The sequence below is a fragment of the Microbacterium sp. S1037 genome (genome assembly GCF_048381605.1).
GTDB classification, from domain to species: Bacteria; Actinomycetota; Actinomycetes; order Actinomycetales; family Microbacteriaceae; genus Microbacterium; species Microbacterium testaceum_B.
On sequence record NZ_JBLWIG010000001.1, the window covers coordinates 832,420 to 856,772 of the forward strand.

At 70.3% G+C, this 24,353-nt stretch carries 25 protein-coding genes; 15 read left to right on the forward strand and 10 right to left on the reverse strand.

The genetic code is table 11. The features are described from left to right. Positions 1 to 6: 6 nt before the first annotated feature. Both ACMW4R_RS03640 and ACMW4R_RS03645 read right to left on the reverse strand, forming a co-directional pair. Positions 7 to 1,266 (reverse strand): ABC transporter substrate-binding protein, encoded by a 1,260-nt coding sequence (locus tag ACMW4R_RS03640; RefSeq protein WP_058629274.1) that lies wholly within the window; start codon positions 1,264 to 1,266, stop codon positions 7 to 9. 179 nt (positions 1,267 to 1,445) lie between these two features. Then, entirely contained in the window at positions 1,446 to 2,618 is a 1,173-nt protein-coding gene (locus ACMW4R_RS03645; RefSeq protein ID WP_058629273.1) for an ROK family transcriptional regulator, read from the reverse strand. Between the two features lie 121 nt (positions 2,619 to 2,739). Between ACMW4R_RS03645 and ACMW4R_RS03650 the strand changes: the two genes are divergently transcribed. Then, a complete protein-coding gene (locus tag ACMW4R_RS03650) occupies positions 2,740 to 3,663 on the forward strand; it encodes an N-acetylglucosamine-6-phosphate deacetylase (protein WP_058614709.1) in 924 nt (307 codons plus the stop codon). 3 nt (positions 3,664 to 3,666) lie between these two features. On the opposite strand, the gene ACMW4R_RS03655 is transcribed toward ACMW4R_RS03650, so the two are convergent. Beyond that, positions 3,667 to 4,791 (reverse strand): AI-2E family transporter, encoded by a 1,125-nt coding sequence (locus ACMW4R_RS03655; RefSeq protein WP_418299172.1) that lies wholly within the window; start codon positions 4,789 to 4,791, stop codon positions 3,667 to 3,669. Positions 4,792 to 4,872: 81 nt separating this feature from the next. On the opposite strand from ACMW4R_RS03655, the gene ACMW4R_RS03660 reads away from it, so the two are divergent. From ACMW4R_RS03660 to ACMW4R_RS03675, 4 genes are all read left to right on the forward strand, one after another. Next, positions 4,873 to 5,175 carry a chorismate mutase gene (locus ACMW4R_RS03660; RefSeq protein WP_058623337.1) on the forward strand — a complete coding sequence of 101 codons (303 nt, stop codon included), beginning with the start codon at positions 4,873 to 4,875 and terminating at the stop codon, positions 5,173 to 5,175. 410 nt (positions 5,176 to 5,585) lie between these two features. Continuing rightward, positions 5,586 to 6,905, forward strand: a complete 1,320-nt coding sequence (locus ACMW4R_RS03665) for a quaternary amine ABC transporter ATP-binding protein (protein ID WP_058627366.1) — start codon at positions 5,586 to 5,588, stop codon at positions 6,903 to 6,905. Further along, the gene (locus ACMW4R_RS03670; RefSeq protein ID WP_418299173.1) at positions 6,905 to 7,888 is read left to right on the forward strand and encodes an ABC transporter permease; all 984 of its coding nucleotides are present in this window, start codon (positions 6,905 to 6,907) and stop codon (positions 7,886 to 7,888) included. Before ACMW4R_RS03665 ends, ACMW4R_RS03670 begins: the two co-directional genes overlap by 1 nt. Positions 7,889 to 7,986: 98 nt before the next feature. Beyond that, entirely contained in the window at positions 7,987 to 8,886 is a 900-nt protein-coding gene (locus ACMW4R_RS03675) for a glycine betaine ABC transporter substrate-binding protein (protein WP_418299174.1), read from the forward strand. An 88-nt stretch (positions 8,887 to 8,974) separates the two neighbouring features. Here ACMW4R_RS03675 and ACMW4R_RS03680 read toward each other — a convergent pair whose 3' ends face one another. Next, the gene (locus ACMW4R_RS03680) at positions 8,975 to 9,706 is read right to left on the reverse strand and encodes a YqjF family protein (RefSeq protein ID WP_418299175.1); all 732 of its coding nucleotides are present in this window, start codon (positions 9,704 to 9,706) and stop codon (positions 8,975 to 8,977) included. An 80-nt stretch (positions 9,707 to 9,786) separates the two neighbouring features. Between ACMW4R_RS03680 and ACMW4R_RS03685 the strand changes: the two genes are divergently transcribed. Beyond that, positions 9,787 to 10,014: a DUF3253 domain-containing protein gene (locus tag ACMW4R_RS03685; protein WP_418299176.1), complete on the forward strand. Its 228-nt coding sequence runs from the start codon at positions 9,787 to 9,789 to the stop codon at positions 10,012 to 10,014. 183 nt (positions 10,015 to 10,197) lie between these two features. Here the strand turns inward: ACMW4R_RS03685 and ACMW4R_RS03690 are convergent, their stop codons facing one another. From ACMW4R_RS03690 to purL, 4 genes are all read right to left on the reverse strand, one after another. Beyond that, positions 10,198 to 10,914: a hypothetical protein gene (locus ACMW4R_RS03690; RefSeq protein ID WP_418299177.1), complete on the reverse strand. Its 717-nt coding sequence runs from the start codon at positions 10,912 to 10,914 to the stop codon at positions 10,198 to 10,200. A gap of 43 nt (positions 10,915 to 10,957) precedes the next feature. After that, complete coding sequence (locus tag ACMW4R_RS03695) at positions 10,958 to 11,884, reverse strand: hypothetical protein (RefSeq protein WP_418299178.1); 927 nt, start codon at positions 11,882 to 11,884, stop codon at positions 10,958 to 10,960. 408 nt (positions 11,885 to 12,292) lie between these two features. After that, positions 12,293 to 12,427 (reverse strand): hypothetical protein, encoded by a 135-nt coding sequence (locus ACMW4R_RS03700; RefSeq protein WP_275044580.1) that lies wholly within the window; start codon positions 12,425 to 12,427, stop codon positions 12,293 to 12,295. A 79-nt stretch (positions 12,428 to 12,506) separates the two neighbouring features. Continuing rightward, a complete protein-coding gene (gene purL / locus ACMW4R_RS03705; RefSeq protein WP_418299179.1) occupies positions 12,507 to 14,885 on the reverse strand; it encodes a phosphoribosylformylglycinamidine synthase subunit PurL in 2,379 nt (792 codons plus the stop codon). 348 nt (positions 14,886 to 15,233) lie between these two features. On the opposite strand from purL, the gene ACMW4R_RS03710 reads away from it, so the two are divergent. The 4 genes from ACMW4R_RS03710 (at position 15,234) to ACMW4R_RS03725 (ending at position 18,319) form a co-directional block, all read left to right on the forward strand. Beyond that, positions 15,234 to 15,614 carry a hypothetical protein gene (locus tag ACMW4R_RS03710; RefSeq protein WP_058598175.1) on the forward strand — a complete coding sequence of 127 codons (381 nt, stop codon included), beginning with the start codon at positions 15,234 to 15,236 and terminating at the stop codon, positions 15,612 to 15,614. A 157-nt stretch (positions 15,615 to 15,771) separates the two neighbouring features. After that, entirely contained in the window at positions 15,772 to 17,007 is a 1,236-nt protein-coding gene (locus ACMW4R_RS03715; RefSeq protein ID WP_418299180.1) for an FAD-dependent oxidoreductase, read from the forward strand. A 27-nt stretch (positions 17,008 to 17,034) separates the two neighbouring features. Continuing rightward, positions 17,035 to 17,862 (forward strand): hypothetical protein, encoded by an 828-nt coding sequence (locus tag ACMW4R_RS03720; RefSeq protein WP_418299181.1) that lies wholly within the window; start codon positions 17,035 to 17,037, stop codon positions 17,860 to 17,862. Between the two features lie 202 nt (positions 17,863 to 18,064). Then, complete coding sequence (locus ACMW4R_RS03725) at positions 18,065 to 18,319, forward strand: hypothetical protein (RefSeq protein ID WP_153004665.1); 255 nt, start codon at positions 18,065 to 18,067, stop codon at positions 18,317 to 18,319. A gap of 177 nt (positions 18,320 to 18,496) precedes the next feature. Here the strand turns inward: ACMW4R_RS03725 and ACMW4R_RS03730 are convergent, their stop codons facing one another. Both ACMW4R_RS03730 and fdhD read right to left on the reverse strand, forming a co-directional pair. After that, a complete protein-coding gene (locus ACMW4R_RS03730) occupies positions 18,497 to 20,818 on the reverse strand; it encodes an FdhF/YdeP family oxidoreductase (protein WP_418299182.1) in 2,322 nt (773 codons plus the stop codon). 60 nt (positions 20,819 to 20,878) lie between these two features. Beyond that, the gene (fdhD, locus tag ACMW4R_RS03735) at positions 20,879 to 21,769 is read right to left on the reverse strand and encodes a formate dehydrogenase accessory sulfurtransferase FdhD (RefSeq protein WP_418299183.1); all 891 of its coding nucleotides are present in this window, start codon (positions 21,767 to 21,769) and stop codon (positions 20,879 to 20,881) included. 351 nt (positions 21,770 to 22,120) lie between these two features. Between fdhD and ACMW4R_RS03740 the strand changes: the two genes are divergently transcribed. From ACMW4R_RS03740 to ACMW4R_RS03760, 5 genes are read left to right on the forward strand one after another with little or no spacing between them, the layout of a single operon-like run. Further along, a complete protein-coding gene (locus tag ACMW4R_RS03740) occupies positions 22,121 to 22,600 on the forward strand; it encodes an Asp23/Gls24 family envelope stress response protein (protein WP_058613261.1) in 480 nt (159 codons plus the stop codon). After that, a complete protein-coding gene (locus ACMW4R_RS03745) occupies positions 22,597 to 22,785 on the forward strand; it encodes a DUF2273 domain-containing protein (protein WP_055832192.1) in 189 nt (62 codons plus the stop codon). The genes ACMW4R_RS03740 and ACMW4R_RS03745 overlap by 4 nt, the downstream gene beginning before the upstream one ends. Then, positions 22,782 to 23,174 carry a hypothetical protein gene (locus ACMW4R_RS03750; RefSeq protein WP_418299184.1) on the forward strand — a complete coding sequence of 131 codons (393 nt, stop codon included), beginning with the start codon at positions 22,782 to 22,784 and terminating at the stop codon, positions 23,172 to 23,174. The genes ACMW4R_RS03745 and ACMW4R_RS03750 overlap by 4 nt, the downstream gene beginning before the upstream one ends. Further along, a complete protein-coding gene (locus ACMW4R_RS03755; protein ID WP_418299185.1) occupies positions 23,174 to 23,752 on the forward strand; it encodes a DNA/RNA endonuclease G in 579 nt (192 codons plus the stop codon). The genes ACMW4R_RS03750 and ACMW4R_RS03755 overlap by 1 nt, the downstream gene beginning before the upstream one ends. Beyond that, positions 23,752 to 24,339, forward strand: coding sequence for a hypothetical protein (locus tag ACMW4R_RS03760; RefSeq protein WP_418299186.1), 588 nt, complete (start codon positions 23,752 to 23,754; stop codon positions 24,337 to 24,339). Before ACMW4R_RS03755 ends, ACMW4R_RS03760 begins: the two co-directional genes overlap by 1 nt. Positions 24,340 to 24,353 lie beyond the last annotated feature (14 nt).

Below are 24,353 nucleotides of genomic sequence, written 5' to 3' on the forward strand. Positions count from 1 at the left end.
AGGGGCTTACTTACCGAAACGCTGTTCGAGACCGTCGAGCACCGACGACATGGTCGCCTGGCCCGTGTAGACGCTGACGAGCTCGTTCGGCATGGCGGTCGCGACCTGCGTCCACTGGTCGGTCACGCGCTGCGACACGGCGCCCTCGAAGGCGGCGGTGAAGGCCTGCGTGAGGTTGTCGCGCGTGGCGTCCGGGAGCGCGGTGAAGAACTCCGGCTGGCTGGCGAGCTGCGCGGGGTAGCCGCCCTGCTGCGCGATGACGGACTGCACGTCGGGGCTCGAGAGGGCTCCGAGCACCTTGAGCGCCGCTTCCTTGTTCTCGCAGTTCGCGGCGATGCCGTAGCCCGAGCCGAGTGCGACGCCGTACGCGCCGTCGGAACCGCGGGGGATGCGCACGGCACCCGCCGAGAAGCCGAGATCGGGAGAGGTGAGAGTGGATGCCATCCACGTGCCCTCGATGATCATCGCGGCCTTGCCGTTCTCGAACTGGGTCGTGGTCCACGCCGAGTCGGAGGCGGAGGGGACGGCGTCCGAGACGCCGAGCTTGGTGACGAGGTCGCCGTAGCGGGTCGCTGCCTCGACGAAGTCGGGGTTGGTGAGGTCGAGCTTGCCCGAGTCGTCGACGGGCTGCAGGCCCGTCTCGGCCATCGGCAGCGAGAGCCACTGGAACTCGTCGACCGAGACGGCGAAGCCCTTCGCGCCCGCCTTGGCGGTGATCTCGCTCGCAGCCTTCTCGAAGTCGTCGATCGTCCAGTCGTTGGTGGGCAGCGGAGCTCCGGCCTTGGCGAACAGGTCGGCGTTGTAGAAGAGGAGCATCGCGGCCGTGTCGTAGGGCAGGCCGTACAGCTTGCCGCCGTTCTCCATGACGCTCAGCGCGCCCGGGTTGTACGCGTCGCGCGATATCCCCATGGTCGACAGGTCGTCGTCGGTGAGCTCGTCGAACACGTCGGTGTAGCCGGCGAGACGCTGACCGTTCATACCCGTGACGCAGGCGACCTTGCCCGACGCCATGTTCGTGTTGAGCTTCGTGAAGTAGTCGGCCCACGGCGCCGTCTGCAGTTCGATGGTGATGTCGTCGCCGACGAGCTTCTGTGCGACGGCCATCTGGTCCTTGAGCTTCTGCTCGGACGCGGTGTCACCGGCCCACATGTTCCAGACGATGGTCGTCTTGCCGCCGTCGGCCGCGCTGCCGCCGGAGGCGCAGGCGGTGAAGCCCATCGCCGTGACGGCGACGAGGCCCGCGAAGGCGATCCGTTTCTTGTGCATTAGGTTTCCTCTCGGGTGCGGGCTGCGGAGGTCGGGTCCGGCGTATCAGCCCTGGAGACATCGGATGAATGGGTCTTGGGGAGAAGCTAACGGCGCGAGCGACGTTGGCTTCATTCCGTAACTGACCTGTTACACAGATCGCATGAAGTCGTCTTTTTGATTTCAAACAGTGAAGTAAGTCAGGAACGCGGACGCGCCAGCGCGTCGATGGATGCTGCGGACAACAGCTCGTCGCGAACGAGCAGCGCCGCCCCGCGGGCACCGATGTCCCAGCCTTCGGTCGAGGCCGCGACGTCGAGCGACGACGTCGAGAGCGGCAGGCACAGGTCGTAGATGCTCGAGCGCACACCGGCCACGAACTCATCGGTCGTGGCGATGATGCCGCCGAGGACGAGACGTTCCGGGTTGAAGAACCCGACGATGGTCGCCAGCACGCTGCCCGTGCGCAGGCCCGCTTCGCGCAGCAGACGCGTGGCGAGGGGGTGTCCGTCCCGGGCCAGATCGGCCAGCTGCGCGACATCGTCGACGCGGATCCCGGCCGCCGTCATGGCCTCGCCGATCGCGCGACCGCCGGCGATGGCATCCAGGCATCCGACGCGTCCGCAGACGCAGGCCACGGTCGATCCGGCGACGGCGATGTGGGTGATGTCGCCGGCGACGCCGGTGGCCCCGCGATACAGGGCGCCGTCGGCGATGATGCCCACGCCGATGCTCGATCCGGCCTTGACGACGAGCATGTTCGCCGAGCGGCGGCCGTCGGCGATGTGCTCACCCAGTGCCATCGCGTTGGCGTCGTTCTCGCAGCGGACGGGGACGCCCGCGATGCCCCCGAGGATCGCCGAGGCGTCGATCCCGTTCCATCCGGGCATCCGCGACGGCGAGATGATCCGTCCGTCCGGAACGCCCACGGGCCCCGGGACGGCGAGGCCGATGCCCGCGAGCGTCACCGGTTCCGCGGCGGCCGCGACCAGCGCGAGGACCTCGCGATGGATGCCACGGAGCACCACCTCGGGAGCTCGGGCGATGTCGAGACTCATCCGATGACGGGCGACGCGCGTGCCACGGAGGTCTTCCAGGATGATCGTGGCGTGGGCGGTGCCGAGATCGATGCCCGCGATCACGCGACCGTCTCGGGCGAGGGCGAGCTTGCGCGGACGTCGTCCGCCCCGGGATGCCGTCTCGCCGGCCTCCTCGACGACGCCGAGGCTGAGGAGCTCATCGACTCGCAGCGTGATCGTCGAGGGGGCGAGACCGGTCAGTCGGGAGAGGTCCGATCGTGACCGCGCGAGACCGTCGCGGATGAGCGAGAAGACGCCGCCCGTCGACGTGAGGTGGGGGTAGGGCGCGCTCATTCGGCTGCTTTCGACGGGGGACGCGGTGACGAGATCATTGCACGTCGCGGAGCGTCGGTCAGGCGGTGATGGAGCGGGTGCGGCGACCGATTGATCAGATCTCTGCACTACGGTGGGCGGCATGACCTCGCCGCACAGCCAGCCCGTCGGCGCCCCTTCCGGACCCGTGCCCGTGCCCGCGTTCGTGGATCTGCACTGCCACGGAGCGCTCGGCCACGGCTTCGACGACGCCGACCTCGACGGCGTGCGCGCGGCGGTCGATCACCATCGCGCACACGGGACGCAGACGCTGCTCCTGAGCCTCGTCAGCGCCCCCGTCGACCGCGTGGCGCGCCGGCTGGGTGAGCTCGGCCAGATGCTCCCCCTGCTCCCCGGGGTCGCCGGCGTGCACCTCGAGGGGCCGTTCCTTGCACACGGCCGTCGTGGCGCGCACGACCCCGTGGCCTTGACGGCGCCGTCGGCGGAGGCCGCCGAGCGTCTGATCGAGGCGGGGAACGGGATCGTGCGCTCGGTGACGATCGCGCCCGAGCTTCCCGGCGCGGGTGAGGCGATCGAGCGGTTCGTCGCCGCCGGGGTCGTCGTCGCGGTCGGCCACACCGAGGCCGACTACGACACCGCCGCCGCCGCGTTCGACCGCGGCGCGCGCCTCCTCACGCACGCGTTCAACGCGATGCCGGGGCTCGGGCACCGCGCCCCCGGGCCGGTCGGTGCCGCACTCGCGCGCGACCACGTCGTGCTCGAGGTGATCGCCGACGGCGTCCACGTGCACCCCGTCGTCATGCGGACGCTTTTCGACGCTGCTCCCGGCCGCGTCGCGCTCGTCACCGATGCGATGTCGGCGACGGGGTTGGGGGACGGCGTCTACCGGCTGGGTGGACTGGAGGTCGAGGTGCGCGACACCCGACCGGTGATCGCCGGAACGGACACCCTCGCCGGCTCGACCCTGACGATGGACCGGGCTGTCGCCGCAGCCGTCTCCGCGGGCGTGCCGGAGGCCGTGGCGCGAGCGGCGGCCTCGACGGTTCCGGCCGGAATGCTGTCGTGAGCGCTACTTCTTGGCATCCTGTCGCGGGATGACGATCTGCTTGATGATCAGCAGGACCGAGGCCGTGACGGGAATCGCGACCAGGGCGCCGAGCAGGCCGAGGAGCGTCCCGCCGACGAGCGCGCCGATCACGACGAGCGAGCCGGGCACCGAGATCGTGCGATTCATCACGCGGGGCGTGAGGAGATATGCCTCGATCTGCATGTAGATCAGGTAGACGATGGCGAAGATCAGTCCGGAGGTCGGGCTCACGATCAGCGTGAAGACCGTCGCGACCGCCCAGAACAGCACGGAACCCACCAGCGGGATGAGCGTGATCCCGAACGCGAGCGCCGCCAGCAGGGCCGCGAAGGGCTGCTGCAGGATCGTCAGCACGATGAACGCGAAGACGGCGTTGCACAGAGCGAGGACCACCATGCCGGCCAGGTAGCCACCGACCGAGTCGGTGATCTGTCCGGTCATGTCGGAGACCGTCGCGCGGCTGCGCGCGGGAGTCAGACGCACGAGGCTGTTCTTCATCTTCGGCAGGGCCGCCAGGAAGTACAGGCTCAGCACCAGGACGATGATCGCTCCCGAGATGAAGGTGCCGATCGTGATGCCGACCTGGAGAAGGCCCCCGCCGATCGCGGCGATGTTCGTCGGGTTGGTGACGAAACCCTGCACCTCTTTGAGCACGTCCCCCAGGCTGTCGCCGAAGTTCGCTTCCACCCAGCGCACCGCGTCGCTGTCGATGAGGTCGTTGACGAAGGTCGGGATGTCACCGACGAACTGCTCGACCTGCCGGACGACCGGCGGGATCAGCAACCACAGGGCCGCGGCCAGGATCACGGCGAGGCCGCCGAACACGATGACGATCGACCACGCGCGAGAGATCCCGCGGCGTACGAGCATGCGCACCACCGGATCGAGCGCGAGAGCCACGAACAGCGCGATCGCGATGTAGATGAGCACGGTCGACAGGTTCGACAGCGCGAGCCCGAGCAGGATCGCCGTGAGGCCGCCCAGGGTCAGGAAGAAGCCCGCCGCGTACGGCCGCGATATCGCGGACCAGACGGGGCGGTCGCGCGAGGTGGGCTCGCCGGCGTCGGCGCCCTCGGCAGTCGGGTCGGGACGCGTCGATCGGCTCATGGTCACACTGTAGGGGTCGGCTGAGAGCGGACGCTCGAGCGCGCGCCCGCGCGATAGTCTCGGATCGACTCGGGAGGACACATGACGGACGCCGACCCCACGACGATCCTGCAGAACCTGCGGGGCAGCATCGACAACATCGACGCCGCGCTCATCTTCCTGCTTGCCGAGCGCTTCCGGTGCACCAAGCAGGTCGGCGTGCTCAAAGCGAAGCACGGGATGCCGGCATCCGACCCCGCTCGTGAGGAGCAGCAGATCGCGCGCCTCATGCGACTCGCCGAGGACGCCGATCTCGACCCGGCCTTCGCGGAGAAGTGGTTCAACTTCGTCGTGGCCGAGGTCATCCGTCACCACCGCTCGGCTGCCGCGCACCCCGCGGACTGACGACCCGTCCGCGCGTCGTCGCGACGCGTCATCGGGACGCTCGGGCGACCCGCGCGGGGCGAAGCGACACGCCCGGGCTGACACGCGGTGTCGCCGCTGGCGACACCCGTTGAAAGGGTGACGCACGCGCGCGCGTGTGCCACGTGGCATCCGGAATCGCAAGACGGTACGCGAACTTGCCAGTCGATCCATCAGCATGAAAACGTAGTGATGGCCCGGTTTTGGGCCGCCCACTCGACCAGTCCGCGGTCGCGGTGACGACTCGGGGGAGTCGACACCGCGAGCGTACGGTCGGCAGTCGGGGCCGCGGGATCCGACATCCTGCGCCAACGCGCTCCACCCCCCTGAGCGCCGGCGACTGCCACCCGGGCGTGACCGATGCGGCCACCCGAGGCCGCCGAGGTGCACCAGTGACACATCCGCCTGCCCTCGCGCCGCAGACTTCCGCGACGCCGGCTCTGGCCGCCAAGAATCTGTTCAAGGTCTTCGGACGTTCTCCTCAAGCCGCCGTCGAGAAGCTCCGCTCCGGTGCACGCCGCGAGGAGATCGCCGACCACGGGACCGCCGCCGTCATCGACGCGAGCTTCGAGGTCCAGCCCGGCGAGATCTTCGTCATCATGGGCCTGTCCGGATCCGGCAAGTCCACGATCATCCGCATGCTGAACGGCCTGCACGAGGCGACCGCCGGCACCGTCGAGGTGAAGGGCGATGCCCTCACCGGCGTCGGCCCCTCGCGTCTGCGGTCTCTGCGCCGCGAGCGCCTCGCCATGGTGTTCCAGCACTTCGCGCTCCTCCCGCACCGCACGGTGGCCGCGAACGTCGCCTACCCGCTTGAACTCCGCGGCGTCGGCAAGGCCGAGCGCCTCGCGAAGGCCGAAGAGATCCTCGCGCTCGTGGGTCTCGAGGGGTGGGGCGACACCTTCCCCTCGGCGCTGTCGGGCGGCATGCAGCAGCGCGTCGGAATCGCCCGCGCGCTCGCCGCCGACACCGACATCCTCCTGATGGACGAGGCGTTCAGCGCCCTCGACCCGCTCATCCGCCGCGAGATGCAGGAACAGCTCATCGAGCTGCAGCGGACCCTGAAGAAGACGATCGTCTTCATCACCCACGACCTCAACGAGGCGATGTTCCTCGGTGACCGCATCGCCGTCATGCGCGACGGACGCATCGTGCAGATCGGCACGCCCGAGGACATCCTCACCGACCCCGCCAACGACTACGTCGAGCAGTTCGTGCAGGACGTCGACCGTGCCCGCGTGCTCACCGCCGGCAACGTCATGGAGCGTCCGCGTCCGCGCGTCGACGCCTCGGCCGGTCCGCGCACCGCGCTGCGGCAGATGCGCGACGCATACATGTCGGCCGTGTACGTCACCGATCGCGACCGGAAGCCGCTCGGCATCATCACGGATCGGGATGCCATGAAGCTGGTCCGCGCGGGCGAGAGCTCGCTCGCGTCCAAGCTGCGTCCGCTCCCGCAGAGCGTGCGCGAGGACGACGTGCTGATGAACCTCTTCGTCCCCTCGGTCGAGTCGCCCCTGCCGCTCGCCGTGCTCGACGCGGAGGGACGCCTGGCCGGCGTCATCCCGCGCGTCACGCTGCTCGCCGCCCTCGGCCCCGGCCCCAGCTCCACGGAGGAGATCACCGTGCTCCCGCAGCCCCTGCCCTCCGCCGAGATCGACGCGGTGCTCGACACTCCGGTCGCGGCCTCCGAGACCGAGGGGGTGCGCTGATGGACGGCTTCCGTGTCCCGGTCGGCTCGTGGGTCGACGGCGGTGTGGACTGGCTCCGCGACAACCTCTCCGGATTCTTCGACGTCATCGCCGTGACCGTCCGCTTCCTGGTCGGCGGGCTGAGCGACGTGCTCCTCGCTGCGCCGATCGTCGTCGTGATCGTCGTCGCGGCCCTGCTCGCGTGGCTCCTGCGCTCGTGGAAGCTCGCCCTCGGCACCGTGATCGGCTTCGCGCTGATCCTGGCGATGGGTCAGTGGGTCACCGCGATGCAGACGCTCGCCCTCGTGCTCGTCGCGACCGTCGTCGCGGTGGCGATCTCGGTTCCCCTGGGGATCTGGTCGGCCCGGAACGCGACCGTTCGCGCGGTGCTGAAGCCCATCCTCGACTTCATGCAGACGATGCCCGCCTTCGTCTACCTGATCCCGGCGATCACGTTCTTCAGCATCGGCGTGGTGCCCGGTGTCGTCTCGACGGTCATCTTCGCCCTGCCCCCGGGCGTGCGACTGACCGAGCTCGGCATCCGCGGCGTCGACTCCGAGACCGTCGAGGCGGGGCAGGCGTTCGGCGCGACCCCGGGACAGATCCTCCGCGGCATCCAGCTGCCGCTCGCGATGCCCACGATCATGGCCGGCGTCAACCAGGTCATCATGCTCGCCCTGTCGATGGCGGTCGTCGCCGGCATCGTCGGCGCCGACGGACTGGGCAAGGAGGTCGTTCAGTCGATCTCGACCGTCAACCTGCCCAAGGGCGTCGAGGCGGGCCTGAGCGTCGTCATCCTCGCGGTCTACCTCGACCGTCTCACCGCGGCCCTCGGCAACCGCGCCGACAACCGCTCGTCGCTGCTGGCGATCCTGGGCCGTCGTCGGGGCGCCGGATCGACGGATGCCACGCCCCCGCGCCCCGCTCCGTCGACGGATGCGGCCGCCGAGGCCGAGCGCGAGCAGGCGTCGCCGCGTCGCGCCCCGATCTCGACGGGCGCCTGACCCCTCGGCATCCCTCTCACTCGGGAGGGGCGGACCAACCGGCCCCTTCCGAGCGGACACCCACGGAAATCGCATACGAAAAGGAAGAGAACACAGCAATGAACAAGCGACACCTCACCAGTGCCCTCGCCCTCGGCGCCGTCAGCGCCCTCGCTCTCGCCGGCTGCGCCAGCGGCAACCAGGCCGAAGGCGGCTCGGGCGGCGACGACAGCAAGGGCACCATCACGCTCGGCTTCCTGCCCTCGTGGACCGACGGCCTGAGCACCGCGTACCTGCTCGAGGACCAGCTCGGCAAGCTCGGCTACACCGTCGAGATGCAGACCCTCACGGAGGCGGGTCCGCTGTACGCCGGCCTCGCTCAGGGCGACGTCGACATCTACCCGTCGGCATGGCCCGAGCTCACCCACGCCGACTACATGAAGAAGTACGGCGACAGCATCGAGGACCTCGGCGCGTACTACGACAACGCCAAGCTCACCATCGCGGTGCCCAGCTACGTCGACATCGACTCGATCGACCAGCTCAAAGACAACGCGGCGCGCTTCGACGGCAAGATCTACGGCATCGAGCCGGGCGCGGGTCTGACGAAGCAGACGCAGGAGGTCGCGATGCCCGGTTACGGTCTCGACGGCCTCGAGCTCGTGACCTCGTCGACCGCGGCGATGCTCACCGAGCTCGACAACGCCATCGCGGCGCAGAAGGACATCGCGGTCACCCTGTGGCGTCCCTTCTGGGCGAACGACGCGTACGACGTGAAGGACCTGGAAGACCCCCAGGGCCTGATGGGCAAGCCCGAGGCCCTGCACTTCCTCGCCACCTCGGGCTTCAAGGAGAAGTACCCGGATGCCGCCGAGCTCATCGCCGGCATCCAGCTCGACGACGAGCAGTACGGCTCCCTCGAAGACCTCGTCGTCAACGAGTACGGCGAGGGCAAGGAGCCCGAGGCCGTGCAGGCCTGGCTCGAGCAGAACCCCGGCGCGTTCTCGACGCAGCGCTGACGTGACGTGCGGCGGCGGTCCCCTCGGGTGGGGGCCGCCGCCGTCGTCTGTCTCTGCGGGGCCGCGCCGTGCCCGCGGCGGCCGGTGATCAGCTGATCGAGCGCGCCGCGGTGAACCGCGTGATGAAGCCCGGGTGCCCCGCCGGCATCGCGAGCACCGAGTCGGGCGCGCGACCGGCAAGCTGAGGGAACCCGGCATCCGCGACGAGGTCGTCGTCGAGCTCGTCGAGCCGGGCCTCGACGAGCGGCCACGGCTCGTGGGCGTTCGCGGCCCAGATCGTGCGGCCCAGGTGGCGCTCGTGGAAGCCCCATCGGGCGGTCAAGAAGCGTGACAGCGGGGTGTCGACGGTGTCGGTGCCGAGTGTCGCGCGCACGCGGGTTCCGGGATGCCGACCCCCGTGACGCCGCGACCGGAACTCGATTCGCGCACCGTCGGTGCGCACCCCCACTCGCGCCCACCGGTACGGCAGGCCGAACAGCGCGCGGGCGGCGAGGACCGGCGCGAGATGCTCGGCCTCGAGCGTGCGGAACACGACGCCGCGGCGTCCTTCGTCGTCGACGGCGTAGGTGCGGACGTTGATCTCGGTGAAGGTGCCGAGGAGAGGCACCGGCGGAAGCGGCAGGAAGCGGAACTCGCTCAACACGAACGGCACGAGACCCACCCATGCGGAACCGTCGTGCACATCGGGGCGGGTTCCGGACGGCAGGAGGGGCGCGACCTCGGCCGGGTCGACCCGCCAGTGCACGAACACCGCGCGATTCCACCGCTGCGCGATGACCGCGCGGCCGGGCAGGTCGGGGGCGTGTCGATCGGTTTGCACCGGCTCATTCTGGCCCCGTCATCGCCGCGCCGAGGGAGACTGGACAGATGGCCCCGTCATCTGGTGCGGACCCTCGGCTCGTGGCATCCATTCGCGAACTGCTCGCGGCTCGGGATGCCGACAAGACGATCTGTCCGTCGGAGGCCGCCCGCGCGGTGGGCGGCGACGACTGGCGCGACCTCATGCAGCCCGCGCGCGATGCGGCGCACGAGCTGGTCGGCCTCGGCGAGGTCGAGGTGACGCAGAAGGGCGAGGTCGTCGACGTGACGACCGCGCGGGGGCCGGTGCGGATCCGGCGGAAGCGCTGAGCTACGCGGCGGTTCCCGTGCGGCAGTGCGAGGGCGGCTGCCGCGGGGTCGGACCGCGTGCGCGGAGGAGCTGAATCGGGTGGGTGAAGCGGAATCGGATGCCGAGGGGTCGGTCGCCCGATTCTGGTGCGGTGGGCCGATTCCGGTGCGCGGGTGGGGCGCGACCCGCGGCATGGAGCGGGGTCAGACCGCGGGCTCGGGCGGCGTCCGCGGTGCGGGTTCGGCGCCGCGCGGCAGCTCGAGCGCGACCTTCTTCTCGAGCTCCTCGACCGCGTCGTCCGAGAGCCAGATCAGGCCGTCGAGCTCCTCGCGCACGCGCTTGTACGCGAGCTGGCGCTCGTTCGGCGTCGCCGCCTGGTCGGTCGCGACAGTGAGCAACTGCTTCGCGGTATCGAGACGCTTGCGCTCATCGGGTGAGAAGGCCGCGTCCTTCACCCGACGGGCGTCGCGTTCGGCCACCTCGAACGCGACCTCGTAGTCGGTGACGGCGTCGCGGTACTCCTTGAGCCGCTCGGGCGAGAGCGTCTCCCCGTCGCGGGGTCGGAGATTGTCTGCGACCTTCTTGGCGCGCAAGAACGCGGCGGTCAGCGGCTGGCGGCCGTCACTCATCGCGGGGTAGGTGATGAGCTTCCCGGCGTCGAGCTCGTACTCCAGCCAGCGGTGCGTCACCGCATCCTGCGCGGCGATGAGGCGCTGCTGGTCGTCGGTCTCGGCGGGGGGCGTCAGCGGAGCCGGAGCGGCCCCGCCCTGCGCGCGGATCAGCTCGATCTGTTCGCGGTGCCGACGGCGGGCCTGCACCTCACGGCGCTTGTTCACGCCGTTCACCGCCCCCATCGTCATCCCGAAGAGCGGAAACACGAGCCACCAATAGCTGCCCGCGAAGGTCCAGAAGTCATGCACCCCCGTCATGCTACGCCGGTCCGCGGTGACGACCTCGCCGGGATCATTCGGGGTCGGTGCTCTTCCGGCCGCGCTTCGTGCTCCGTTCGTTCCAGCTGCGCGCGGCGGCCCGTCCCATGGACTCCATCGACCGGGCGAGGGCGCGCTGAGCGGATTCGGCGAGATCGGATGCCATGCGTCCCCAGGCCTCGGAACCGTCGAACGCCGGGGGCGGATTCTTGTCACCGTGTCGGGCGATGCGTTCCGCATGGTCGAACGCGTTCACCGTGCGGCGGACCGCGTCGCGGTACGCGAGGAAGTCCGCGGGTTCGAGGCGCGTCTGCGCCGACGCGGGGCGAAGCCACTGCGCCTTCTCGTGTGCCCGGAGGAACTCGGCGAGCAGGGGCGACCGAGGATCCGACATCCCCGGGAAGTCGATCGCGAGCGCCGGATCGGTCTCGTAGGCCATCCAGCGCGCCAGAACGGCGTCGTGTTCGGCGAGGAGGCGCTCGACCGGGAGGGGGGCGCTGCCACCACGGATGGCGGGGAGCATCGCCTGCGCGGCCTTGACCGCGGCGCGTCGCGCCCGGAGGTCGGCCGACGCGGCGCGCAAAGCGTGCTGCGCCGCCACGAGGCGCGCTCGTGCCGCCGACACGGCTTCGGAAGAGCCTCGGGATGCCGCCCGCTCCGCCTGTGCACGAACCACCTCGGCATCGGCGATCTTGACCTCGGCCCGCCCGCGCGTGATGGCTTGCCGTGCGGTGAGGAGGTCGAGCTGCGCCGCGTCGAGTTCGAGTCGACGGGCCGCGTTCTTGCTCATCGGGCGGGACGCCCACGCGCGAGCCGCGCGGTCACCCGTCGTGGTGGTGCCGGCGGGGAGGGCACGCTGCTGGCGAGAGCGGCGCACGCCGATCCAGCCGAGTGTGCCGGCACCGGCCGCCGCGGGCCCGATCCACCACCACTCGGCCAACAAGACCATCAGCGGCTCCACGCTCCCATGCTACGTCGGGCATGCGACACGGTGCTTGTCGTGGGGCCGGATTGGGCTGGGGCTGGGGCTGGGGCTGGGGCGGGGGCAGGGGCTGGGGCAGGTGACAGGGGCAGAGGGTGGGGCCGGGGCGGGCCGGGGCTGGGGCTGGGGCTGGGGCAGGGACAGGGAGGGCAGGGGACAGGGGCAGAGGGTGGGGCGGGGTGGGCCGGGGCTGGGGTAGGCCGGGGTGGGCGGGTCAGGCGCGCGGCGCCGACGATCCGTGGTCGCAGATTCGGATCAGTGCAGCAGATTCGGATGAGATCGGGAGTTTTCGTCCGGATCTGCTGCCTCGATCCGAATCTGCGCACGGGTCGTGCGCGCGGGAGCCGCCCGCGCCGGGGCGATCCGCGCCGGGCGTGCCGCCTCGCGTCAGCCGAAGATCAGCGTCAGCACCGTCGCGCCGCCGCCCGTGAGGACGAGGGCCGCGATGACCACCCACGCGGTCACCTTCACGCGGCGCTGTCGTTTCTCATCGAACACGGACATGTCGTCGTCGTTCGTCACCGCGTCTCCTCTCGGTGTGGGTGGGTGGGCGGGCGGGTCGGTTCGGGTGCGGCGGGCCTAGCGAAGGATGGCCGCGGTCTCAGGCGACGGGCTCTGCGACCGTCGGACCGAAGACCGCGGGGAGCGTCTCCGTCGACAGGCGACGCAGCTCCGCGACGGGGACCGTGAAGACGTCCTGGATCTCGAGGGATGCCTCGGTGCCGGGCTCGACGTCGGTCACACCGATGCGGAGCACCGGGTATCCGCGGCCGTCGCAGAGGCCCCGGAACTTCACGTCCTCCTCGCGGGGGACGCTGACCAGCACGCGCCCGGTGGACTCGCTGAACAGGGCGGCCGTGGCATCCACGTTGTCGCGCTCCATGAGCTCGGTGAGCCACACGCGCGCGCCGACGCCGAAACGCATCACTCCTTCGGCGAGGGCCTGGGCGAGACCGCCGGACGACAGGTCGTGGGCGCTTGAAACGAGCGACTGCGATCCCGCGGCCTGGAGCAGCTCGGCGAGCTTGCGCTCCTGAGCGAGGTCGACCTTGGGCGGGCGACCGCCGAGGTGGCCGTGGATCGTGCCGGCCCACTGCGAGCCGTCGAGCTCGTCGGCCGTGACGCCGAGCAGGTAGAGGTTCTCGCCGGCATCCTGCCATCCGCTCGGGATGCGCGCGGCGACATCGTCGATGATGCCCAGGACACCCACCACGGGGGTCGGGTGGATCGGCTGGTCGCCGGTCTGGTTGTAGAACGAGACGTTGCCGCCCGTGACCGGGATGCCGAGCTCGAGGCATCCGTCGCTCAGGCCCTCGACGGCCTGGCTGAACTGCCACATGACCTCGGGGTTCTCGGGGCTGCCGAAGTTCAGGCAGTCGGTGACGGCGGTGGGCACGGCACCCGTGACGGCGACGTTGCGGTACGCCTCGGCCAGCGCCAGCTTCGCGCCGTTGTAGGGGTCGAGCTGGTTGTAGCGGCCGTTGCAGTCGGTCGCGATCGCGAAGCCGAGACCCGTCTCCTCGTCGACGCGGATCATGCCGGCGTCGTCGGGGAAGCTCAGCGCGGTGTTGCCGAGCACGTAGTAGTCGTACTGGTTCGTGATCCACGATGTGTCGGCCAGGTTGGGGCTCGCCACCAGCGTCGTGAACTGCTCGCGGAGGGCCTCGGCATCCGTCGCCCGGGGAAGGGTCGCGGCGGAGTCGGCCTGCAATGCGTCGATCCACGTCGGGTAGGCGACCGGACGCTCGTAGACGGGGCCGTCGACGGCGACAGTCGAGGGGTCGACGTCGACGATGCGCTCGCCGTACCAGTCGATGACGAGGCGGCCGTCGCCGGTGACCTCGCCGAGGACGCTCGTCTCGACGTCCCACTTGCCGACGACCGCGAGGAAGGCGTCGAGCTTCTCGGGTGCGACGATCGCCATCATGCGCTCTTGCGACTCCGACATGAGGATCTCTTCGGGCGTGAGCGACGGGTCGCGCAGCAGCACCTTCGACAGCTCGACCTTCATACCACTGTCACCATTGGCGGCGAGCTCGCTCGTGGCGCACGAGATGCCCGCGGCCCCGAGGTCTTGGATGGCCTCGACGAGGTCGTCGCGGTAGAGCTCGAGGCAGCACTCGATGAGCACCTTCTCGGCGAACGGGTCGCCCACCTGGACCGCGGGACGCTTGGTGGGGCCGCCGTCGGCGAAGGTGTCGGATGCCAGGATGCTCGCGCCGCCGATGCCGTCGCCGCCCGTGCGGGCACCGAACAGCACGACCTTGTTGCCCACGCCCGTGGCGTTGGCGAGCTTGATGTCTTCGTGGCGCATGACGCCGACCGCGAGGGCGTTCACGAGCGGGTTGCCCTGGTAGACGGCGTCGAAGACCGTCTCTCCGCCGATGTTGGGCAGGCCCAGGCAGTTGCCGTAGAACGAGATGCCGCTGGTGACGCCGTGCACGACGCGCGGGGTGTCGGGGTGGTCGATGGCGCCGAAGCGCAGCTGGTCCATGACCGCGACCGGGCGCGCGCCCATCGAGATGATGTCGCGAACGATGCCGCCGACGCCGGTGGCCGCGCCCTGGAACGGCTCGATGTAGCTCGGGTGGTTGTGCGACTCGACCTTGAAGGTGACCGCCCATCCCTCGCCCACGTCGACGACGCCGGCGTTCTGGCCCATGCCGACCATGAGCCGAGTCTTCATCTCGTCGCTGACCTTCTGGCCGAACTGGCGCAGGTAGATCTTGCTCGACTTGTAGGAGCAGTGCTCGCTCCACATGACCGAGTACATCGCCAGCTCGCCGCTGGTGGGGCGGCGGCCCAGGATCTCGCGGATCTTCGCGTACTCGTCGCTCTTCAGGCCGAGCGCGCCGTACGGCTGCTCTTTCTCGGGCGTCGCGATGGCGTTCTCGACGGTGTCAGCAAGAGCTGTGCGGGCGGCGGGGTTCGGGGTGGTCACGCGGCTGAGCTCCAAGAATCGCAGGGGCCGGACGGGCATCAGTCTAGTTGGGGCAGCCGATCCTGATCGGCCGACGTGGACAGGTCGCGGCCTCCGCCCCGCTGGGGAGGACGGGTGGGGCGTGGCATCCGCTCCCCTGGTCGAGGTCCGGGGCCGTCACGGGTCACGGCCGGGGCCCGTACCGTCGTGCGGAGTCCGGTCGCCACACGCCGGTTCCGGATGCCGCGGGGCGGCGTGTCAGCCACGAACTCCGCGTGACGGCACGGTGGCGGACGACCCCACCGCCGGGTACCGCGCGGACCCGGTGGGAGGGTGGCGGCACCGGAAGTGGTTGTGCCGAACAGAGGAAGGCGACAGGCTGATCCGCACCGGACCGAAAGGCGTGCCATGGCCATCCTCAATTTCCAGCTCGTCGTCTCGGGCGACCTCGCCGCGGCGCAGGACGCCACGCGATCGGCCCTCGAAGCAGCGGACTTCACCGTGACCGACAAGGGCGACCACTGGAAGGCCGCGCACGGCAGCATCGCCCGGACGATGTTCCAGGGATTCATCACGAGCGAGGACTCGCTCCGCGAGGTGCTCGATGTGAAGTTCACCGACCTCGGCGGCACGGTCCAGGTGGATCTCCACCGCCCGATCTTCCAGCCGGGCAGCGGTAACGACGACGGTCTCGTCCAGGTGAGGCTCTACGACGCCTATAAAGAGGCGGTCGGCAAGGTCGCCGCCGACCTCGAGGGCCGCGGCATCCTGGTCAGCAGCAAAATCTGAGGCGGGCGGCCACTACGTTCCCTCGGGCGGAGTCCGGGCGCGACGCGCCGGTTCAGGATGCCGCGGCACGGCGTGTCGGCGATGAACTCCGCGTGACGGTCCGGGGCGTCATGCCCGACGCCACCGCACAGAAGCACCGCGTGAGAAGGAGGGCGACATGACGTCGACGTGCGCCATCGCCGGCGGCGGGCCCGCGGGGCTGGTGCTCGGACTTCTGCTCGCGCGGGGTGGCATCCGGGTCACCGTTCTCGAGAAGCACGCGGATTTCCTCCGCGATTTCCGGGGTGACACCGTCCACCCCTCGACTCTCGCACTGCTCGACGACCTCGGACTCTTCGAGCGCTTCGACCGGCTCCCGCAGTCCCGTGTGCGCCAGTTCCGGGTCCCCACGACCGACGGTTCGGACGTGGTGCTCGCCGATCTCGATCGCCTGCGGGTGCGGCATCCGTACATCGCGATGGTGCCGCAGTGGGATCTGCTCGACCTGCTCGCGGCGGCCGCGGAGGCGGAGCCGACCTTCACCCTGCGGCGCGAGCACGAGGTGACCGGCGTGCTCCGCGGGGGCGGGCGCGTTCGCGGCGTGACTATCCGATCCCCGCGCGGTGAGGGCGAGCTGCTCGCCGACCTCACCGTCGCGTGCGACGGGCGGTGGTCGGTCGTCCGTCGCGCGGTCGGGTTTCCGGTGCGCGAGTTCCGCGTGCCGTTCGACGTGTGGTGGTTCCGCATCACGACCGCACGGCACCTGGCGGAGGCGCTGCTCCCGCGCGTCCGTCGAGGCCGTATCGGGATCGCGATCCCCCGCCGTGGGTACGTGCAGGTCGCGTGGATCGGCCGGAAGGGGACGGATGCCGCGCTCCGCGCCGCCGGAATCGACGCGTTCCGCGCCGAGGTCGCCGAGCTCCTCCCCGACCTGGCCGAGGACGTGCACACGATCGCGTCGATGGACGACGTGAAGCACCTCGACGTGCGGCTGAACCGCCTCCGCCGGTGGCACGCGAACGGCGTGCTGTGCATCGGCGACGCCGCGCACGCGATGTCGCCCGCGGGAGGGGTGGGCATCAACCTCGCGGTTCAGGATGCCGTCGCCGCGGCGCGTCTGCTCGCGAAACCGCTGCGCGACGGGGCGCTCGCCGGACCGCGGTCGGGGCGTCTGCTCGGGCGAGTGCAGCGCCGGCGACGATTCCCGACCATCGTGATCCAGACCCTGCAGCGGGTCGTCCATGCGCGCGTGATCGCGCCGGTGATCGCGGGCCGCACCGGGGTCGTCGTGCCCCGGATCGCCGGCATCCTGTTGCGTCGGCTGCGCGGGCTGAGCGTGGTCCCGGCGTTCGTGATCGGGGTGGGGCCGCGCCCGGAACGGGTTCCGGGGTGGGCGCGGCGGGGCGGCGGCTGAGCGGGGTCACGTGGTGGGATGGCGGGTATGCGTCTGACCCTCCGCCGTGCCGCCGTCGTCCTCTGCGCGGGGCTCGCTTTCGCGACGGCGGGATGCACGGGAGAATCGGAGAACCCCTACATCGCGCTCTGCAAAGACCCGGTGGTCGTGACGTGCGACCCCGCCGACGGCCCCTTCTCGATCACGGTCGACGCCGAAGCCGCGAGCGGCGACGTGGTGGGTTTCGCGGGTCGAGTGCAGGATGCCGTGACGCGAACGCAGCGCGAGGTGACCCTGTACGCCGAGGACGCCGACGCCGTGCAGCTCGACCCCGAGGTGTCGGTGAGACCGAAGTGGCAGGTCACGCTGCAACCCGAGGGGACTGCCGACTCGGTCTCGAGCGTGCTCGAGGCGGCTTCCGTTCCTGGCGCGAGCGGGATCTCGGCGGGGGCGGGGTGGCCGTCGGCCGTTGCCGCGACCCTCGGCGACGTGGCGCCGCTGATCACCGCCCTCTCATCGACGGCGCTCTTCGCCGACGGCGGGTCGTTCACGGTGACGTCGCTCGGTGACCGTTTCCGCCTCGTCTACGTGCCGGCCTACACGACGATGGACGGCGTCCGCGAGGTGATCTCCGTCGCCCGTGACTACCCGGACGCCGAAGTGCTGCTCGAAGCGCCCGCAGCGGGGCCGAACCAGCCGACGTTCTACGTCGCGCACCTGACGCCCGAGGAGGCGACGCAGCTCGCGGCGCGACTGAGCGCGCCGGAGCTGGCATCCGCGAGCGTGCCGGGTGCACCGCTCGCGTTCGTCCTGACATCGGTGAGCGAGCAGGGCACAGACTCGCTCACGGGCACGTTCGGGAACGTCCCGGGCTGAGCGACGGCGCCCGCGGGGGCCGATGGGGGCGGTCCAGGCGGAACGCGCGCGGTGTCGGCTTCCGAGATGCGCCGGATCCGGAGACGCACGCCAGATCCGGACGGAATCGTGGATTCGATCCGGATCTGTGTTCGCGATCCGGATCTGCGTTCGCGATCCGGATCCGGCGCACGGCCCGGGCGGGTACCGCTACCATCGCGCCATGACCTCTCCCGTGGCACCGGTGCGGACGAGCACACTTGCGGTGGTCGGCTTCATCGCGGCGTTCATCGTGCCGATCGCCGGGCTCGTGATCGGCATCGTCGCGCGGAATCAGCTCAAGCGGCCGGACAACGTCGAAGCGGGCGTCGGGTTCGCGCGGTGGGCCATGATCATCGGGGCGCTCGGAACAGCGGCAAACGTCGTGTTCATCGTCATCTGGGCATCGTTGATGGCCCGCGCGCTGTCGTCGTTCTGACGTCGGGTCCGCTCCCTTGCCGGCGCAGTGTCGACCGGCTCCGGTCGACGAAATCGGACCGGTGCAGCAGAGTCGGATGCCGAGGCCAAACCGGTCCGAATCCGTTGCGCCGCTCCGATTCTGCGTGCCGCGCGCTGCCGCACCGCGCGCTGCCCGCCGCGCGCCTCGGCGACGGCGTCAGGCCGTCTTCGCGATCCTCACCCGGATGTCCTTCATCAGCGGCTGGTCGCTCTGGCGGCTGTAGTCGTCGGGGCCGAGGAGCACGTTGAGCTCGGGGAAGTAGCCGGCGGCGCTGCCGCGCGGCGTGTCGTACTCGAGCGCGCGGAAGCCCGTGACACTGCGCACCGAGCCGTCGCGCGAGGTCGCGACGATGTCGACGAGGTCGCCCTCGGCGATGCCGCGGTCCTTCATGTCTCGACGGTGCATGAACACCAGCTCGCGGATGTTGCGGACGCCCCGGTAGCGGTCGTCGGCCGAGTAGATCGTGGTGTTCCACTGGTCGTGGGAGCGCATGGTCTGCAGCACCAGCACGTCGGCCTCTTCGGGGATGACGTTCGGCAGCTCGGCATCCGAGAACTCCGCCTTGCCTGACGGCGTCTGGAAGTCGCGCTCGCGCGCCGGCTGCGGGATGCGGAAGCCGTACTGCTGGCGCACGAGCTCGTTGAAGCCCTCGAATCCGGGCAGCACCTTCGCCATGGTGTCGCGGATGCGGTCGTAGTCGCCCACGTACCACTCCCACGGCGTCGCCGAGTCGGGCATGGTGGCGCGCGCGATGCGTGCGATGATCTCGGGCTCGCTGAGCAGGTACGGCGACGCGGGCTTGCGGGAGCCGAGCGAGAGCATGACCGAGCTCATGGCATCTTCGGTCGAGATCGACTGGGGGCCCGCCTCTTGCACGTCGCGCTCGGTGCGGCCGAGGCACGGGAGGATCAGCGCTCGCTTGCCGTGCGTGAGGTGGCTGCGGTTGAGCTTGGTGCTGACGTGGACCGTCAGCTCGCAGCGGCTCATGCCCTCGGCGGTCAGCGAGGTGTCGGGAGCAGCCCGGACGAAGTTGCCGCCCATCCCGACGAACACCTTGAGGTCGCCGCGGTGCAACGCGGCCACCGTGTGAACGGTGTCGAGGCCGGGCTCTCGCGGCGAGATGATGCCGCAGACCTCGTCGAGCTTCGCGAGCCACTTCTCGGTGGGCTTGTGGTTGATACCGCACGTGCGGTTGCCCTGAACGTTGCTGTGGCCGCGTACGGGCGAGGGGCCGGTGCCCTTGCGCCCGACATTGCCGCGCAGGAGCAGCAGGTTGACGATCTCGCGCACGGTGTCGACGCCGTGCTGGTGCTGACTGACGCCGAGGCACCAGCTGATGACCGTCCGGTCCGCGCTGAGATAGACGTCGGCCGCCCCGCGGATTTCGGCTTCGGTCAGCCCCGCCTGTTCGACGAGCTGGTCCCACGGGGTCGCCTCGACCAGAGCGCGGTACTCGTCGAGCCCGGTCGTGTACTGATCGAGGAAGGCCTGGTCGAGGGCGCTCGGGTCGGTGTCGGACGCCTCGAACACGACCTTCGCCATGCCGCGCACGAGGGCGAGGTCACCGCCCGGGCGCACCTGCAGGTTCATGGTGCTCGTCGGCGTGCTGTGGAACGTCGCCATGTCGACGATCTCGTGCGGGACGATCGTCCGGGTGCCGGCGACCTCGCGCAGCGTGTTGACGTGCACCACCTGAGCGCCGCGGTCGATCGCCTCGGCGAGGCTCGTGAGCATGCGCGGGGCGTTGGAAGCCGCGTTCACGCCGAGTACGAAGAGGGCGTCGCAGGTCTCCCAGTCCTCCAGATCGGCGGTGCCCTTCGGGGTGGCGAGGGATGCCGTGAGTCCACGCCCCGAGCCCTCGTGACACATGTTCGAGCAGTCGGGGAGGTTGTTCGTGCCGAGCTCGCGCGCGAACAGCTGGTAGAGGAAAGACGCCTCGTTGCTGAGCCGGCCCGAGGTGTAGAACGCTGCCTGGTCGGGGGAATCGAGAGCCGTGATCTGCTCGGCGATGAGGCGGAAGGCGTCGTTCCACGAGATCGGCACGTAGTGGTCGCTGGCCGCGTCGTAGACCATCGGGCCGACGAGGCGCCCGGCGTCTTCGAGGGCGAAATCGGTCCACTGCGACAGCTCGGACACCGAGTGCTCGGCGAAGAACTCTTTGCCGACGCGCTTGTGGGTCATCTCCCACGTGACGTGCTTGATGCCGTTCTCGCAGATGTCGAGGGCGACGCCCTTGTCGTCGGGCCACGCACACCCCGGGCAGTCGAAACCGCTCTTCGGGTGGTTCATCGTGAACATCGCCCTGGTGCCCGCGATCGGCTGGCGTTGTTCGAGCAGCACCTTGCCGACGGTGAGCGCGGCACCCCATCCGGCGGCGGGATGCTCGTACTCGCCGGTGCTCGACCAGTCGCCCGTGACGACCGGTCCGAGGCCTCCCTGACGGGGCTTCTCGGTCATCAGGCCGAAAGATTCACCCATGCTCACCCTCCGTGGTATTCGGTGCCGGGTCGGTGGCATCCACCCTTCCCGCGCTCTTCGTCAGCGTACGCTCGACGGCGCTGCGGCAGAGGGGGTTGTGGGCGCGTCGGTGGAGGGAACCGCGATTCGGTCCGCCCGGGAGTACAGGTTCATGCTGCCCCCGCGCACGAAGGCGGCGAGGGTGAGCCCCGCGCGTTCGGCCAGCTCGATCGCCAGCGACGACGGCGCCGAGACCGCCGACAGCATCGGGATGCCGGCCATCACGGCCTTCTGCACGAGCTCGAAGCTCACGCGACCCGACACCTGCAGCACGGTGCCCCGCAGGGGGAGCCGGTCGTTCAACAGCGCCCACCCGACGACCTTGTCGACCGCGTTGTGGCGACCGACGTCTTCGCGGACGACCAGCATGTCACCCGAGGCGATGTCGAACAGGGCCGCGCCGTGCAGTCCGCCGGTCTTGTCGAACACTTTCTGCCCCTCGCGCAGGCGATCGGGGAACGCCGCGACGTCGCGGGCGTCGATGCGGACCTCGTCGGTCGACACGTCATACGTCGACACCTTCTCGACCGCCTCGATCGACGCGGTTCCGCACACCCCGCACGAGCTCGTCGTGTAGAACGAGCGGGCGATGTCGGGCGAGGGGAGCGCGACCCCGGGCGCGAGCGTGAGGTCGAGCACGTTGTAGGTGTTTCCGTCGGCGCCGCCCGTACCCGGCCCGCCGCAGTGGATCGCGCGGGCGAACTGGTCGCCGCGGCTGATCACCCCCTCCGACACCAGGAAGCCGGCCGCGAGCTCGACGTCATGCCCGGGGGTCCGCATGGTCACGGCGAGCGGTGAGCCCGCGACGCGGATCTCGAGCGGTTCCTCGACGGCGATGGCATCCGGTCTCTGACGGTTGACCCCGTCGAGGGTGATGCGAGTGACCCGGCGGGAGGCGGTCAGGCGACCCACGTCAGTGCCGCCGCGAGCGAGAGGGGGACATGCGTCGAGCGTACGCCGGGGGATCGTGGCACGGGGCGGCGATGCGGTCCATCTGCATGATCGGCGGGGTCCGTGGGAACGGGTGGGGCGCGCGTGACGGGACATCGAGCATGGGTCCTGCAACCGCGCCGAGGCACGGTGCGTGGGAGCGCGCACATCGGCGAGATGACGCCGATTTCAGGCTTTCGCATTCATGCGAATACAGAATCTCGAACTTTTTTCAATCCCCGCGTGACGTTTCCCACACCCGGTACGTCTTATCCACGTAGGCCAAATCGCTTACCCCGGCCCCGCCGGGCACCACACGTGAAAGGCACCGACATGGCTACCGAGGCCCCCACCACCCCCGCCGCGCAGAACGTCCCGCAGGCGGCGTCGCGCGTCAACCGCCCCCTCAACGCCCGCGGCTCGGAGACCCCCACCGAGGGCAAGACGACGATCGCCGACGGCGTCGTCGCCAAGGTCGCCGGCATCGCCGCGCGTGAGGTCGCCGGCGTGTACGCCCTCGGTGGCGGCGGAGCCCGCGCCCTCGGCGCCATCCGCGATGCGATCAACGCCACCGACCTGACGCAGGGCGTCAAGGTCGAGGTGGGCGAGACCCAGGCCGCCGCCGACATCACGATCGTCGTCGAGTACGGCGCCCCCATCCAGGAGGTCGCCGACCAGGTCCGCGGTCGCGTGGCCGGTGCGATCAACCGTCTCGTCGGCCTCGAGGTCGTCGAGGTCAACGTCGACGTGAACGACGTCCACATCCCGGGCGACGACAACGACGACGACGCCAACGAGAAGCGCGTCCAGTGAGCGCCACCACGAAGGGCGCGCTCGTCGGGCTCGTCCTCGCTCTCAGCGCCCTGATCTTCGGCTTCTGGGGATTCATCCTCGTCGCCCTGTTCATGGCCATCGGAATCGTCGTCGCACGCATCACCGCCGGCGAGATCGATTTCGGCAACATCGTCAACGCCTTCAAGGGTCGGAGCACATCGTGACCACCGTCACCGCTTCCCCCGGGGTCGGCAGCCGCACCACGGTTGCCGACCCCGGCCTCCCCGCGGGCCGCGTGAACGTCGCCGACCGTGTTCTTCAGAAGACGGCGGAGCGCGCCGCGGCCGACATCATCGGGGTGGATGCCAAGAACGTCCGCGTCGAGATCGTCTCGGCCCGCGACACCGCCGTCGTCCGCGTCACCACGCCGTTCCCCGTGCCGCGCCTCGACGACACCGCCGCGGTCGGCGCGGCGACTCCCGTCCTCGAGGCGGCGCGTACCGCGCAGACCGCCCTGCGGTCGCGCCTGACACACCTCTTCGGACGCGACGTCTCGCGGGTCGATCTGACCATCTCGGGCGCCAGCGTCCCCCAGCGAAAGCGAGTGCTGTGATGACCGATACCGTGCTCCGCACCGTCGTGCGTCGCGAGACGCACTCCCCGCGCACCGTGGCGATGCTCGTCGTGGTCGTCCTCGCGCTGCTCGCGCTGGCGTACGCCGCGGTCGAGATCGTCCTCGCCCTCCTCGGGCAGCCGCCGCTGCTCGTCGGCCCCGGCGCCGCTCTCAACGCCGTTGTCGCGGCTCCGGCCGCGCTCCAGCCCGTCGCCTTCATCGTCGGCGGAATCGTGCTCGCCCTGCTCGGGCTCGTCGTGCTCGTGCTCGCCCTCAAGCCCGGACGCCTGTCGCGTCACGAGATGGCATGGGGAGAGCGGGCCGTCGTCGTCGACAACGGCGTGGTGGCCTCGGCTCTCGCCCAGCACCTCAGCAACGAATCCGGCATCGCCCGTGACGACATCGTCGTGGGCGTCGCCCACCGCACCGTCGACGTCACCGTGCGCCCGCCCGTCGGCATCCCTGTCGACGAGGCGCAGATGCGCCGCATCGTCGACGACGAGATCGCCACCTACAAGCTCTCGCCCGCCGTACGCACGCACGTGCGCGTGCAGCGCCCCGACACCAAGGAGTCCTGATGAACGCCACGCGCCGCGGTCTCAACCGCCTCGTCCTCTTCCTCGTCGGCGTCGTCCTGCTGGCGGCAGGCGCCCTCGCGCTCGCCGTGGCGCTGCTCCCCGGTGGAGCCGACACGTGGACCACCGTCATGGGCGGCTTCCAGGGCTGGCTCGAGTCCCTCGGTCGTGAGTCCGCCGGGTGGGGCGCCGTCGCCGCCTTCGTCGTGCTGGCGCTCGTGCTCATCGTGATCGCCTCCGCCGCCGTCCGCGGTCGTCGTCAGGCCCCCCTGCAGTCGACCGGTAGCGACAGCGCCGAGGGACGCATCACCGTCACCGACGGATTCGCCGCCGAAGCGCTCAAGAACGCGCTCGCGGAGCGCGACGAGATCCTCTCCTCGCGCATCAGCGCCGGCGAGATCCAGCGCGAGTCGGTGCTCCACGTCGCGGTCACGCCGCGCCAGAACACCTCTCCGCGTCAGGTGGCCGAGCACATCGACACGCTCGTGACCAACCTCGCCGCCCTCACCGGGCAGAACCTGCGCGCCTACATCTCCATCCACTCGGGTCTGCGCGCCAAGCTCGCGCGCGACAACACCCGCGTGCACTGATCCCACGAGGAGTC